Origin of the sequence: Tessaracoccus sp. MC1627 (assembly GCF_014164725.1) — a bacterium.
Lineage (GTDB): Bacteria > Actinomycetota > Actinomycetes > Propionibacteriales > Propionibacteriaceae > Arachnia.
Genome location: NZ_JACJGA010000002.1, coordinates 162,686 through 176,316, shown reverse-complemented (window position 1 = coordinate 176,316; position 13,631 = coordinate 162,686). Strand labels below are relative to the sequence as shown.

The following is a 13,631-nucleotide window of genomic DNA, read 5'->3' as shown; positions in this document are numbered from 1 at the left end:
CAGTAAAAACGCAAGCCAAGCGGCGGAGCACGGCCTACTGGGGCCCGTCACGTAAACTGAGGCAATGAAGTCTGCCTCCCTCAGCCAGAAGGCGTACTCCGTCCTCATGTTTCTCGCGGTGAGCGTGCTCGCCGGCCTGCTCCTGTCGGGCCTCGCGGTGCCCTTCGCAGCGCTCGCCGGAGGAAGCGCCAAGCTGGCCGCCGAGTCACTGGAGTACCTCCCTGCGGACCTCGAGACGCCTCCCCAGTCCGAGCGCTCGCGGATCCTGATGGCCGACGGGCAGGTGCTGGCCACCTTCTTCAACGAGAACCGCATCTACGTCCCCCTCTCCGAGATCGCCCCGGCCATGCAGGACGCTCAGATCGCGATTGAGGACCACCGCTTCTACGAGCACGGCGCCATCGACTTCCAGGGCTTCGGCCGCGCGTTCGTCAAGACGATGACGGGAGACACGCAGGGCGCCTCGACGCTGACGCAGCAGTACGTCAAGCTCGTGCGGGTTGAATCGGCCGTGGCCGCAGGCGACAAGGATGCCGCACGCAAGGCCACCGAGGTGACCATCGACCGGAAGATCATCGAGGCCCGCTACGCGATGGCCTTGGAGGAGCGGCTCACCAAGGACGAGATCCTGGAGCGCTACCTCAACATCGCCTACTACGGCGAGGGCGCCTACGGCGTCGAAGCGGCCGCCCAGCACTACTGGGGCACCACCGCCAAGGATCTGACACTGGAGCAGGCGGCGATGCTGGCCGGGCTCGTGCAGAACCCGGTGGCGCTGAACCCGGTGAAGAACCCGGTGAAGGCCATCGAGCGCCGTAACTTCGTGCTCAGCCGGATGGCCGAGCTGGGCATCATCAGCGAGGAGCGCGCCACCGAGGCCAAGGCCGTCGCGTTCGATCCCGCCACCGTCAGGCGCACCCCCAACGGCTGCACCGCCTCGCCCTACCCCTTCCTGTGCGACTACGTGCGGCGAACCCTGCTCAGCGATCAGATGCCCTCCATGGGCGAGACCACCGAGGAGCGCGAGAACCTGCTCAACCGGGGCGGGCTCACCATCCAGACCCTGATCAACCCCACCGCCCAGGCCGCTGCCGAGGCCGCCGTCGCAGACCTGATCGCCCCCACTGATCCGGTGCTGGCCGGTGCGGCGCTGATCCAGCCGAGCACCGGGCTCATCGTGGCCATGGCGCAGTCGCGGCCGGACATGGGCACCGACGCGGGCGAGACCTACTACAACTACAACGTCGAAGAGTCGATGGGCGGTGCGGAGGGCTACCAGGCCGGGTCCACCTTCAAGACGTTCACGATCGCCGCGGCACTGGATCTAGGCATGACGCCGCAGCGCCAGTACAACGCCCCCGAGGCGCTGCCGCTTGAGGGCATGACGTTCAAGAACTGCACCGGGCCCTTCGTGTTCAAGCAGGACCACACCGTCCGCAACTACAACCGCGGCTACGGGCTGATCAACATGATCCGGGGCGCCGAGGACTCGGTGAACACGTACTTCATGCAGTTGGAGGCGGACGCCGGCATCTGCGCCTCGATCGACATGGCCAAGGCCGCCGGCGTCAAGATGTCCACAGGGCAGGACCTGCGCGTCAACCAGAACTACCCCACCTTCGTGCTGGGCACCTCAGAGGTCACGCCGCTGTCCATGGCCGAGGCCTACGCAACCTTCGCCAACCGCGGCATCCACTGCACCCCGATCATCCTGGAGACGGTCACCACCAAGGACGGCAGCTCCCTGGCTGTTCCGCCGGCCGACTGCAAGCAGGTGATCCGGCCCGAGATCGCCGACGGCGTCAACTTCATCCTCAAGAGCGTCATCGACAACGGCACCGGGCGTCCTGCCCGCCTGAGCGACGGCCGCCCCCAGGCCGGCAAGACCGGCACGATCAGCGAGAACCAGGCCGTCTGGTTCGCGGGCTACACCCCGGAGATGGCCGGGGCCGCCTGGATCGCCATCGACAAGACCAACCCCTGGTACGAATCCAAGCGGAAGACGCTCAAGAACGTGAGGCTCCCCAGCGGCACGTATCTGCGCGGCTCCGGCGGTGGGGACGCCGGCCTGATCTGGAAGGCCGCCATGGCCTCCGCGCTGGCGGACAAGCCTAAGACTGCCTTCAACGCCCCCACCACGGAGGTGCTGGAGGGCGTCAAGGTGCCGCTTCCCGACGTGTCAGGTATGGGCTACAACGAGGCCAAGCGCACCCTCGAGGCCGCCGGCTTCCAGACCCAGCGATGGAGCGTCTACAGCAACCGCTCGGCGGGCACCTTCCTGGGCATCTCGCCGACGGGCTCGGCCGTCAAGTTCTCGACGGTGTCGCTGAAGGTCTCTCAGGGCCCGAAGCCCGCCCCCAGGCCTGAGCCTGTTGCGCCCGCGCCCGCTGCTCCCGCCGAGCCGGCTCCTCCCGCCGAGGAGGCGCCCGGCAACGCCGAGCCGGGCAACCCCAACGAATGACGCGGCCGGTTCTCCGCGCCGTCGGCGCCACTGCAGCCGTCGGCGCGGCCTGCTTCGGCTGGGGGCTGATAGAGGCGGCGCAGTTCACTGTCCGGCGGGTGGAGCTGCCGATTCTCCCTGCCGGCGGGCGGTCGATCCGGATTCTCCACATGTCCGACATCCACCTCACCACCAGCCAGCACTTCAAGCTGGACTTCATCCGCTCGATGGCGGCCTTGGAGCCCGATCTGGTGATCAATACGGGTGACAACATCGCGCAGGCCGAGGCCGTCTTCCCGCTGCTGGCGGCGTGGAACAAGCTGCGGTTCGTGCCCGGGGTGTTCGTGTTCGGCTCCAACGACTACTTCAAGCCGCACTTCCGCAATCCGCTGCTGTACCTCGCGCACGGCAAGTCGGAGGCGAAGGGACCTTCGGCCCCCGACCTTCCCTGGGAGAAGCTCCGCGACGGCATGTCCAAGCACGGCTGGGTAGACCTGACCCACCGTCGGGCTGCTCTGGAGGTCAACGGGTACCGCTTGGCGTTCCGCGGAGTCGACGACGCGCACCTGGGCCGCGACCGCTACGCGATGGTGGAGGGCCCGGCCGATGCCTCCGCGGACCTCAACATCGGCGTGACCCACGCCCCCTATCTGCGGCTGCTGGATGCCATGACCGCGGATGGGATGGACCTGATCTTCGCCGGCCACACCCATGGCGGGCAGGTCTGCGTCCCTGGCTACGGCGCACTCATCACCAACTGCGATCTGGACCCCGCCCGGGTCAAGGGCCTCTCCACACACACCGCTGGCGGACACACCGCCCACCTGCACGTCTCGGCGGGCGTGGGCACCTCCCCCTTCGCCCCGTACCGGTTCGCCTGCCGTCCCGAGGTCACACTGCTGACCCTTCGTCCGGTTTCGCGCTGACGGGGCCGATGGGCTAGTATCTCGGTTGGTCCTTGGGCCAATCGGGGTGTGGCGCAGCTTGGTAGCGCGCGTCGTTCGGGACGACGAGGCCGCAGGTTCAAATCCTGTCACCCCGACGAAGTCCGAGAGAAGTGAGCAAGCTCCCTTCCTCGGACCCGTTGCGTTTCTGGGACTCGGAGCTTGTTCACTTCCGAGGACGAGGAAGGGGTTGGAGGGACGTAGTCCCGGAACACCCCGACGCAGGTCGAGAGAAATGGGCTAGCGCCCATACCTCTCGACTTTATTGCTTTTCAGGGACTTGGCGCTTGTCCATTTCCGAGGCCAAGGAAGGGGTTGGGAGGGACGTAGTCCCGGAACACCCCGACGAAGTCCGAGAGAAGTGAGCAAGCTCCCTTCCTCGGACCCGTTGCGTTTCTGGGACTCGGAGCTTGTTCACTTCCGAGGACGAGGAAGGGGTTGGAGGGACGTAGTCCCGGAACACCCCGACGAAGTCCGAGAGAAGTGAGCAAGCTCCCTTCCTCGGACTCGTTGCGTTTCTGGGACTCGGAGCTTGTTCACTTCCGAGGACGAGGAAGGGGTTGGAGGGACGCAGTCCCGGAACACCAACCCGACGCGCCGCGTGTCGCGCGGGACCCGGGCGGGACCGTACGCTGCTCGCATGTCCGAGACGGAACCCAGTGTCCCCGCCACGCCACCCGCTACACCACCTGCCGCCACAGCTGTATCCGAGCTGGAGCCGACGCCGCCGGTAGCGAGGCGAGACACGCGTCGCCGGTCCCGGTTCGCCGTCGACCTGGGCCACCCCTTCATGTGGGGCTTCACCGCGACCGCGGGCGCCCTCGTGGCGATCTCGCTGGGAGGGTCGTTGTCCGCCCTGTCGACGGTGCTCGTCTCCATCGGAGCGGCGCTGTTCATCGCCATGGCGCTGGAACCCGTCGTGCTGTGGCTGGGCAACCATCGAATGTCGCGTGGGCTGGCCATCGCCGTCGTGTTCGCCGGATTCGCACTCATCCTCGGCGGGGTGATCGCCCTCATCGCGCCGGCAGCGGTGGGGCAGGTGACGCAGCTGGCGGCAGCGGTGCCCGGGTACCTTTCCAACGTCCAGAACACCGACTGGTTCAAGGCGCTGACCGCCGCGACCGGGCAGAGCGACCTCTACGAGGCGCTGTTCGCCCGGGCGCAGGCCTGGCTGTCGAACCCGGAGAACCTCCTCGCGATCGGTGGAGGCGCGCTGGCCGTGAGCACGGGGTTGGTGGACTTCGTCTCCACGAGCCTGATCGTGCTGGTCCTCACCCTCTATTTCCTGGCCTCGCTTGACCCCATGAAGAGGGCCCTCCAGCAGCTCGCACCGGCGCACGCCCGCCCCCGGTTGGGCACGATGACCGACCGGATCGTCGAATCGGTGGGCGGTTACGTGTCAGGCATGGCCATCCTGGCCGCCGCCAACGCCGCCTTCACCTTCGTCCTCATGACCATCCTCGGCGCCCCCTTCGCGGCCCTGCTGTCCTTCCTGGCCCTGTTCATCACCTTCATTCCGATGATCGGCCCGGTCCTGTCCTGGATCCTGATCACCACCGTCACGCTCTTCGCCTCCCCCGTGACGGCGCTGATCTTCGCCGTCGTGATGTTCGCCTACATGCAGATCGAGGCCTACGTGCTCACCCCGCGCGTGATGACCAAGGCCGTCGATATTCCGGGATCGCTGGTGCTGATCGGCGCCATGGTGGGCGCCACCCTGCTCGGACTGCTCGGCGCCCTGGTTGCGGTGCCCGTCACGGCGTCGCTGCTGATGATCATCAAGGAGATCTACATCCCGCGACAGGACGCGAAGGTCCGCCCCGAATCCTGATCCAATGCCCTCGCGTGGACCGGGCGCGGGCATGCGATCGGTCGCATCGTCGGCCGGGGTGAACCTGTCGACGCACTCAGGACACAAGGAGCGAGCACGATGATCGCGAAAATCCTCCGACCGGTCGCGCTGATGGCGAGCCTGCTGCTCGCCTTCGGTCTGATCCCCGCCGCGCAGGCCTCGGCCGACAGTGGCGCCCGCGCTGAGCATCAGCGCATCGTCGACTTCTGGACCAAGGACAAGGTTGCCCAGGCCAAGCCCCGCGACTTCGTGCGCGATCCGGCCACCGGCACCTTCTCGGAGGCTGCGCTGGCCGCCACCGCCACGCTCGGCGAACCCTGGCCTGGTGGTGGTCTCGTCCAGAAGACCACCGGCAAGGTGCTGTTCGCGATGGGCAGGTCCTACTACGTGTGCTCCGCTTCCGTGATCGAGGACGGCGACAGCACCAGGTCGATCATCGTGACCGCGGCCCACTGCGTCTTCGACAACCAGAAGTCCAAGTTCGCGACGAACTGGGTGTTCATCCCGGACTACGACTCGAACGCCGTCGCGCTCACCACCAGCGGGTCGTTCTGCGCCGAGACCACCTACGGCTGCTGGACGGCCACGGCCCTCGTGGCTCACGAGGGCTTCACCTCGCAGCGCAAGTTCAACACCCAGGCCACCCTGCACGACTTCGCGTTCGCCGTCGTCGGCCTCGGCGGCAACGGAAAGACCTTGGCGCAACTGGACAAGACCGTCGGGGCCCAGGAGATCGCCTTCGACGAGGTTTCCGTTGGCGCGGATACGTTCCTGTTCGGCCACCCCGCCGGAACACCCTACGCCGGCAAGGAACTCATCTACTCGCAGGGCCCGTTGGACACCGATCCGCTCAACAACGATCGGACCTACCGGGTGGTCAGTGACATGACCGGCGGCTCCTCCGGCGGCCCCTGGTACGCCCCCTTCAACGAGGGCCGAGGCAGTGGAATCACGATGTCGGTGAACTCCTACGGCTACTCGGGGATCGAGGCGATGCACGGGCCGATGTTCAACGACAAGACCGCAGCCCTGTTCAGCGCCGCCACCACCGCGACGAGGAACACGATCGTCAGCTGAACCGCCTCGGCCGCCTGGTACCCCCGCTCACCCGTGGCCCGTCACCCCGCTCTAAGCTGGGTGACGGGCTACGGAGGGACTCGGAGATGACCTGGACAGCGCTACGCACCACCCACTACATCAACGGCCGGTTCACCGACGACGAGGCCACGCTGAGCGTCGAGAACCCCGCCACCGGCGAGGAGCTCACCAAGGTGGCCGACGCGGATGCCGCGACCGCGATGGCATGCCTGGACGCCGCCGCCGACGCCGCCGCCGGGTGGGCGGCCACCGAGCCCCGGTTCCGGGGCGAGCTGCTGCGGGCCGCCTGGGCACGGATCATGGAGCGGGCAGACGAGTTCGCCGAGACGATGACGCGGGAGATGGGCAAGCCTCTGGCTGAGGCGCGCGGCGAGGTGACCTACGGGGCCGAGTTCCTCCGGTGGTTCGCCGAGGAGACCCCGCGCATCCACGGGCGCTACACCGTCGCCCCCGTCGGCGGGCAGCGCCTGCTGACCACCAAGCAGCCGGTGGGCCCGGTCCTGGCGATCACGCCCTGGAACTTCCCGCTGGCGATGGCCACCCGCAAGCTCGGGCCGGCGCTGGCGGCCGGCTGCACCGCGGTGCTGAAGCCCGCCCAGCTGACACCCCTGACGTCGCTGCTGCTCATGGACGTGTTCGACGAGGTGGGAGTGCCGGCCGGGGTGGTGAACTGCTTCGTGTCGTCGTCGGCCTCGGCCACCACCGGCCCCCTGATCGCCGACCGCCGGCTGCGGAAGCTGACCTTCACCGGGTCCACCAGCGTGGGCGTGAAGCTGCTGGAGCAGGCGTCGGCGAACGTCCTGAAGACGTCCATGGAGCTCGGAGGCAACGCGCCGTTCCTGGTGCTGCCGAGCGCGGACGTGGACCGCGCCGTCGAGGGTGCGCTGGTGGCGAAGATGCGCAACATCGGCCAGGCCTGCACGGCGGCCAACCGGATGATCGTGCACCGCGGCCTGGTGGAGGAGTTCACGGTCAAGCTCGCCGCCCGGGTGGGCGCCATGCGCGTGGGTGACGGATTGGCCGACGGGGTCGAGGTGGGGCCGCTGGTCTCCGCGTCTGCGTTGGACGACGTGGAGGCGATGGTCCGGGAGGCCGTCGAGGACGGCGCCCGGGTGGTCGTGGGCGGGGCGCGCGTCGACGGGCCGGGCCACTTCATGCAGCCGACGGTGCTGGCCGACGTGGCCCCCTCGTCGCGGTGCTTCCGGGAGGAGATCTTCGGCCCGGTGGCGCCGATCGTCGCGGTGGACTCCGTCGACGAGGCGGTTGCCCTGGCCAACGACACCGACTTCGGCCTGATGAGCTACGTCTTCGCCGAGGACCTCACGGAGGCGATCACGACGGCCGAGCGCCTCGAGTCCGGCATGGTGGGGCTGAACTCCGGCCTCGTCTCGAACCCGGCGGCCCCCTTCGGCGGCGTCAAGAGCTCGGGACTGGGGCGCGAAGGCGGCCCTGAAGGCATTGAGGAGTTCCTGGAGATCAAGTACATCGGGATGGCCCTCTGACAGCACGTCCGCACGGTCCCAGGGCTACGGTTGGGTTGGAAGCGCTCAACGACGAGCGCTTCCGACGCAGTGCCGCAACGAGGAGACCCATGTCAACCCCCACCGAAACCCGCCAGAGGACCCGGACCGATCTTCCCGCCACCGGCGTGGCACCCACCCACCCCAAGCTCCTGGCCTGGCTCGACGAGGTCGTTCGGCTCTGCAAGCCGGAGGCGATCCACTACTGCGACGGCTCGGACGCCGAGTACGACGCCCTGGTACGCGAACTGGAAGCCAAGGGCACCGTCGTTCGGCTCAACGCGACGCTGAAGCCCAACTCCGTCCTGGCGCGCACGGACCCCGACGACGTCGCCCGCGTGGAAGATCAGACGTTCATCTGCTCGAAGGACGAGCGCAACGCCGGCCCCACCAACAACTGGATGGACCCTGACCAGATGAAGCGGATCATGACGCCTCTGTTCGACGGCTGCATGGCCGGGCGCACCATGTACGTGATGCCGTTCTGCATGGGCTCCTTGGACGCCGAGGACCCGAAGTACGGCGTGGAGATCTCGGATTCGGCCTATGTGGCCATCTCGATGAAGATCATGACGCGGATGGGCGCCGAGACGCTCGCTCGCATGGAGGAGACGAACGCGGACTTCGTGCCCGCCCTGCATTCGGTCGGGATGCCGCTGGTGGACGGGCAGGAGGACGTGCCGTGGCCGTGCAACGAGATCAAGTACATCGTCCACTTCACCGACGAACGCGTCATCTGGTCCTACGGCTCCGGCTACGGCGGCAACTCCCTGCTGGGCAAGAAGTGCTACGCGTTGCGGATCGCCTCGGCGATGGCGCGCGACGAGGGCTGGCTCGCCGAGCACATGCTGATCCTCAAGCTGATCTCGCCGGAGGGCCGGGCCTATCACATCGCGGCGGCCTTCCCGTCGGCGTGCGGGAAGACCAACCTCGCGATGCTGGACCCCACCATCCCCGGCTGGACCGTCGAGACCCTCGGCGACGACATCGCGTGGCTGCGCTTCGGGGCAGACGGCCGCCTCTACGCCACCAACCCCGAGACGGGCTTCTTCGGGGTGGCGCCGGGCACCAGCCATGACACCAACCCCAACGCGATGCTCTCCCTGGAGGGCGGCAACACCATCTTCACCAACGTGGCGCTGACGCCCGAGGGCGACGTGTGGTGGGAGGGCATGACGAAGGAGCCGCCCGCGGTGTTGACGGACTGGAAGGGCCGCGAGTGGCGCGCCGGCACGGGCCCCGTCGGCGGGCGACCCAACGAGAAGGCGGCCCACCCCAACAGCCGCTTCTGCACACCGATCGACCAGTGCCCGATCCTGTCGGAGGACTACCACTCCCCCCAGGGGGTTCCGCTGGATGCGATCGTCTTCGGTGGCCGGCGCGAGAACACCATCCCGCTGGTGATGCAGTCACGGACCTGGCAGCACGGCGTCTTCATGGGGGCCACCTGCTCCTCGGAGACCACCGCCGCGGCCTCGGGAGCGGTGGGGGTGCTCCGCCGCGACCCGATGGCGATGCTGCCCTTCATCGGCTACCACGTCGCCGACTACGTGCAGCACTGGATCAGCATCGGACGCCACGCCGACGCGGACAAGCTGCCCAAGGTCTTCTACGTCAACTGGTTCCGCCGCGACACCGACGGCCGCTTCATGTGGCCGGGCTTCGGGGAGAACTCCCGGGTGCTGAAGTGGATCGCGCAGCGCGTCGACGGCCTGACCGAGGCGGTGGAGACGCCGATCGGCTTCCTCCCCGCGGCAGGCAGCCTCGACGTCGAGGGCCTGACGATCGACGAGGCCGACCTGCGTGAGGTGGTGTCCTACAAGGAGAACGAGTGGCGCGACGAGGTGCCGCGCATCGGGCGCTGGTTCGATACCTTCGGCTGGCGGCTGCCGCGCGAGCTCGTCGACGAGCTGCGGACGTTGGAGACGGCGTTCGGGAGGACGCCGACGGAGGTCTGACCTGGCTCAAACGGTGAGAATCCGGGGAGATGGCCCGCTATGGGCGCCATCTCCCCGGATTCTCACTGTCTGGGATCAGTCCAGCCGCCCGAGGATGAGGGCAGGCAGCTCGGGCGCGGCTTCCGCATAGCCGACGGCGCCGTCGAGGGCCTCGAGCGCCCGGTCGAAGCGCTCCGGGGTTGCGGTGTGCAGGGTGAACAGCGGCTGACCTGCGGCGACGGTGTCTCCGGGCTTGGCGTGCATCTCGATGCCGGCCACGGCCTGGACGTCGTCCTCCTTCCGTGCGCGACCCGCGCCGAGGCGCCACGCAGCGACGCCGACAGCATGGGCGTCCATCCTGGTGAGGTAGCCGCCGCGCCCGGCGGTCACCGTGTGCTGGTGTTCGGCCACGGGCAGCGGGGCGTCGGGGTCGCCCCCCTGGGCCGCGATCATGCGGCGCCACACGTCCATCGCCCTGCCGTCGCGGAGCGCGGGCGCCGGGTCGACGTCGGGTTTGCCCGCGGCCGCGAGCATCTCGCGGGCCAGGGCGAGCGTCAGCTCGACGACGTCCGCGGGCCCGCCGCCGGCCAGGACCTCGACCGATTCGCGCACCTCGAGCGCGTTGCCCGCGGTGAGTCCCAATGGCGTGTCCATGCCGGTGAGCAGTGCGACGGTGTTGACTCCGGCGTCCTTGCCGAGGTCCACCATGGTGCGGGCCAACTCCTGGGCCTGGTCCAACGACTTCATGAACGCGCCGGAGCCCACCTTCACGTCAAGCACCAGCGCGCCGGTGCCCTCGGCGATCTTCTTGCTCATGATGGAGCTCGCGATCAGCGGGATGGCCTCGACGGTGCCCGTGGTGTCGCGGAGGGCGTAGAGCTTCTTGTCCGCAGGCGCCAGGCCGGAGCCGGCCGCGCTGATCACCGCGCCCACGCTCTCCAGTTGGGCGAAGATCTCGTCGTTGGTCAGCTGGGCGCGCCACCCGGGGATGGCCTCGAGCTTGTCCAGCGTGCCGCCGGTGTGGCCCAGCCCGCGACCCGAGAGCTGCGGGACCGCCACGTCGAACACCGCGACCAACGGCGCGAGCGGCAGGGTGATCTTGTCCCCCACGCCCCCCGTCGAGTGCTTGTCCGCGGTGGGCCGGCTGAGCGTGGAGAAGTCCATCCGCTCCCCGGACGCGATCATGGCGGCGGTCCAGCGGGCGATCTCGTCGCGGTCCATGCCGCGGATGAGGATGGCCATCGCCAGCGCCGACATCTGGTAATCGGCGACGGCGCCCGTGGTGTAGGCGTCGATCACCCAGTCGATCTCGTCCGGGGTGAGCGTGCCGCCGTCGCGCTTGGTGCGGATGAGGTCAACGACGTCCATGATCATGGGCTCAGGCTATCGACGCCGTGCACGACACGCCGTCGGGACCGCCCCTCGTAGCCGGCAGCTACCCTGGGCCGGGCCCGGACCGGACTTTGGTGCACGGGCCGGGGATCTGGCAGGATCGAAGCGCTCCCACCCCTCCCCCGCGCGTCCAGCGCGAGACGGGTCCCTCCTGTTCCCCGGAAGTCACCATGTCCAAGGAAGTCCTGCGCGCCCGTTGGGGCGTCATCCTGCTGTTCTGGCTCAACGGGGTGGCGTGGTCCTCCATCCTGCCGAGGTACCCGGAGATCAAAGTGGCGCTGGAGGCGTCGAACACGGCGTTCGGTGTCGCCGTCGGCCTGGGGCCCGTGGGCGGCCTGATCGCGGGGCTGTTCACCGCCCGGCTGGTCCGCCGATTCTCGTCGGCCTCAGTGGCCGGGGTGACGCTGATCGCCGGCATCGCCATGCTCAACGCGGTGGCCAACGCGCCGACACTGCTGCTGTTCTCCGTAGCGCTCGCCACCATGGCGGCGATGGACGCCATCACCGACATCTCGATGAATGGGCACGGTCTGCGTGTGCAGAAGTTGTACGGCCGCACCATCCTCAACTCGTTCCACGGCTGGTGGTCGATCGGCGCCGTGTGCGGCGGCATCCTGGGCTCCATCGCAGCCCAGATCGGGATGGCGTTGTGGCTGCAGGCCCTCATCGCGACGGTGGTCTTCGGCGCGATGGCGGTCTTCGCCCGCACGCTGCTGCTGCCCGGCAAGGATCAGGCCCCCGTCGACGAGGAGGCCGCCGCCGAGGTGCGTCCCCAGCGCCGCCTCCCGGCGAGCCTGTGGGTGCGCCTCATCGCGCTCGGCCTGCTGGGGGCATCCGTGGGGCTGGTGGAGGAGAGCGCAGCGTCGTGGGGCGCCATCTACATGGACGGCATGTTCTCGGTGATCCCCTTCGTGGCCGGCCTCGCCTTCGTGGCCCTGCAGGGCGCGCAGATGATCGGCCGGTTCACGGGCGACGCACTGGTCAACCGCATCGGCGCCCGCCCGGCCGTGACGCTCGGGGTGAGCATCGCCGCCGTCGGCATGGGTGTCGCGGTGGCGTTCCCGCACCCGGTCACCACCATCCTGGGCTTCGCCTGCGCGGGCTGGGGCATCGCCACCGCGATCCCCTCGGCGATGCACGCCGCCGACGAGCTCCCGGGCATGGCGCACGGCTCCGGGCTCACCTTCGTCACCTGGCTGATGCGGCTCGGCTTTTTCGCCGGCCCACCGTTGATCGGCATCGTCGGCGACACCGTCAGCCTCCGCTGGGCCCTGATCGTGGTGCCCATCGCCGCGCTGCTGGCGCTGCTGCTCACCCCGGCCCTCACCCCGCCCCGGGACGCGCGCCCCACCGTCCTCTGAAGGTGGTTGACTGGGGCGCATGACCTTCACGCTGCCCTCCCCCCGCACACCAGATCCGATGGACGCGCCGCCGATGCGGTGGGGAGTGCTCGGCACCGGCTGGATCGCCGAGCGTTTCGTCGAGGCGCTGCACGCCCACACCCGGCAGCGGGTGGTGGTGGTGGGCTCCCGCACCGCCGGGAAGGGCGCGGATTTCGCCTCCAGGCACGGCATCGAGCGGAGCCTGGTGGGCTACGAGGCGGTGGTGGCCGACGGGCAGGTGGACATCGTCTACGTGGCCACACCCCACAGCGAGCACCGCGACAACGCACTCCTGGCGATCGCAGCCGGCAAGCACGTGCTCGTCGAGAAGGCCTTCACCCGTAACCTCGCCGAGGCCACCGAGGTGGTCGACGCGGCCCGCGCGGCCGGCGTCGTCGCGATGGAGGCCATGTGGACGCGCTTCCTCCCCCACATGGACGTGGTGCGCCAGGTGCTGGCCGACGGGGTCCTGGGAGAGATCGAGACGGCGTTCGCCGATCACGGGCAGTGGTTCCCACGAGACCCGGACTTCCGCCTCTTCGACCCGAACAAGGCCGGCGGTGCCATGCTGGACCTCGGCGTGTACCCCGTCAGCTTCACCCACTTCGCCCTGGGCACCCCCGGCGCCGCTCTGGCGACCGGCACCAAGGCCTTCACCGGGGTGGACCGCCAGATCTCCGCGGTGCTGACCGGCTTCGCCGGGCATCCGATGGCCCACGGGATCATCACCACGACACTCGCGGCGCTGACCCCCACGAGCGCGTTCATCGCCGGCGACGACGCGCGCCTCGAGATCCCCGGCCCCTTCTACGGCCCGCAGGTGGTCACCGTCCGCCGGCGTGACGGCGGGATCGCCGCCTCCGAGGAGCCGGCGATCCATGAGCACGCGGGGCTGAGTTACCAGGCCGCGCACCTCGCCACGGTGATCGCTGAGGGCCGGCCCGAGTCTCACCTGCTGCCGCTGGAGGAGACGCTCGCCGTGATGGCGACCATGGACGAGCTGCGCCGCCAGGTGGGCGTCAGCCTGCCCGGCGAATCGTGAGTGATCTCTCTGCCCTGCGTGGCA

At 68.9% G+C, this 13,631-nt stretch carries 9 protein-coding genes and 1 tRNA gene; 9 read left to right on the top strand and 1 reads right to left on the bottom strand.

Annotated features, from left to right (window positions below; translation table 11 throughout):
- Positions 1 to 64: 64 nt before the first annotated feature.
- The 7 genes from H5399_RS05920 to H5399_RS05890 all read left to right on the top strand — a co-directional run bounded on the left by H5399_RS05920 (position 65) and on the right by H5399_RS05890 (position 9,812).
- Entirely contained in the window at positions 65 to 2,461 is a 2,397-nt protein-coding gene (locus tag H5399_RS05920; protein WP_255422082.1) for a transglycosylase domain-containing protein, read from the top strand.
- A complete protein-coding gene (locus H5399_RS05915) occupies positions 2,458 to 3,366 on the top strand; it encodes a metallophosphoesterase (protein WP_182782107.1) in 909 nt (302 codons plus the stop codon). The genes H5399_RS05920 and H5399_RS05915 overlap by 4 nt, the downstream gene beginning before the upstream one ends.
- 42 nt (positions 3,367 to 3,408) lie before the next feature.
- Positions 3,409 to 3,482: transfer RNA gene (locus tag H5399_RS05910), tRNA-Pro, on the top strand.
- A gap of 542 nt (positions 3,483 to 4,024) precedes the next feature.
- A complete protein-coding gene (locus H5399_RS05905) occupies positions 4,025 to 5,215 on the top strand; it encodes an AI-2E family transporter (protein ID WP_182782106.1) in 1,191 nt (396 codons plus the stop codon).
- Positions 5,216 to 5,314: 99 nt separating this feature from the next.
- Positions 5,315 to 6,313, top strand: a complete 999-nt coding sequence (locus H5399_RS05900; RefSeq protein ID WP_182782105.1) for a serine protease — start codon at positions 5,315 to 5,317, stop codon at positions 6,311 to 6,313.
- Between the two features lie 86 nt (positions 6,314 to 6,399).
- Positions 6,400 to 7,836: an NAD-dependent succinate-semialdehyde dehydrogenase gene (locus H5399_RS05895; protein ID WP_182782104.1), complete on the top strand. Its 1,437-nt coding sequence runs from the start codon at positions 6,400 to 6,402 to the stop codon at positions 7,834 to 7,836.
- Positions 7,837 to 7,925: 89 nt separating this feature from the next.
- Positions 7,926 to 9,812, top strand: coding sequence for a phosphoenolpyruvate carboxykinase (GTP) (locus tag H5399_RS05890; RefSeq protein ID WP_182782103.1), 1,887 nt, complete (start codon positions 7,926 to 7,928; stop codon positions 9,810 to 9,812).
- Between the two features lie 75 nt (positions 9,813 to 9,887).
- Here the strand turns inward: H5399_RS05890 and H5399_RS05885 are convergent, their stop codons facing one another.
- The gene (locus H5399_RS05885; RefSeq protein WP_220490870.1) at positions 9,888 to 11,165 is read right to left on the bottom strand and encodes a thymidine phosphorylase; all 1,278 of its coding nucleotides are present in this window, start codon (positions 11,163 to 11,165) and stop codon (positions 9,888 to 9,890) included.
- 188 nt (positions 11,166 to 11,353) lie between these two features.
- Here H5399_RS05885 and H5399_RS05880 point away from each other — a divergent pair, with 188 nt between their 5' ends.
- The gene (locus H5399_RS05880; RefSeq protein WP_182782102.1) at positions 11,354 to 12,544 is read left to right on the top strand and encodes an MFS transporter; all 1,191 of its coding nucleotides are present in this window, start codon (positions 11,354 to 11,356) and stop codon (positions 12,542 to 12,544) included.
- Positions 12,545 to 12,563: 19 nt separating this feature from the next.
- A complete protein-coding gene (locus tag H5399_RS05875; RefSeq protein ID WP_182782101.1) occupies positions 12,564 to 13,607 on the top strand; it encodes a Gfo/Idh/MocA family protein in 1,044 nt (347 codons plus the stop codon).
- Positions 13,608 to 13,631: the final 24 nt, after the last annotated feature.

Bases quoted from the DNA above. Each gene is read 5' to 3' on its own strand.
- H5399_RS05915 (WP_182782107.1), top strand. From the start codon at position 2,458: ATGACGCGGCCGGTTCTCCGCGCCGTCGGCGCCACTGCAGCCGTCGGC.
- H5399_RS05895 (WP_182782104.1), top strand. From the start codon at position 6,400: ATGACCTGGACAGCGCTACGCACCACCCACTACATCAACGGCCGGTTC.
- H5399_RS05900 (WP_182782105.1), top strand. From the start codon at position 5,315: ATGATCGCGAAAATCCTCCGACCGGTCGCGCTGATGGCGAGCCTGCTG.
- H5399_RS05885 (WP_220490870.1), bottom strand. From the start codon at position 11,165: ATGATCATGGACGTCGTTGACCTCATCCGCACCAAGCGCGACGGCGGC.
- H5399_RS05905 (WP_182782106.1), top strand. From the start codon at position 4,025: ATGTCCGAGACGGAACCCAGTGTCCCCGCCACGCCACCCGCTACACCA.
- H5399_RS05875 (WP_182782101.1), top strand. From the start codon at position 12,564: ATGACCTTCACGCTGCCCTCCCCCCGCACACCAGATCCGATGGACGCG.
- H5399_RS05920 (WP_255422082.1), top strand. From the start codon at position 65: ATGAAGTCTGCCTCCCTCAGCCAGAAGGCGTACTCCGTCCTCATGTTT.
- H5399_RS05880 (WP_182782102.1), top strand. From the start codon at position 11,354: ATGTCCAAGGAAGTCCTGCGCGCCCGTTGGGGCGTCATCCTGCTGTTC.
- H5399_RS05890 (WP_182782103.1), top strand. From the start codon at position 7,926: ATGTCAACCCCCACCGAAACCCGCCAGAGGACCCGGACCGATCTTCCC.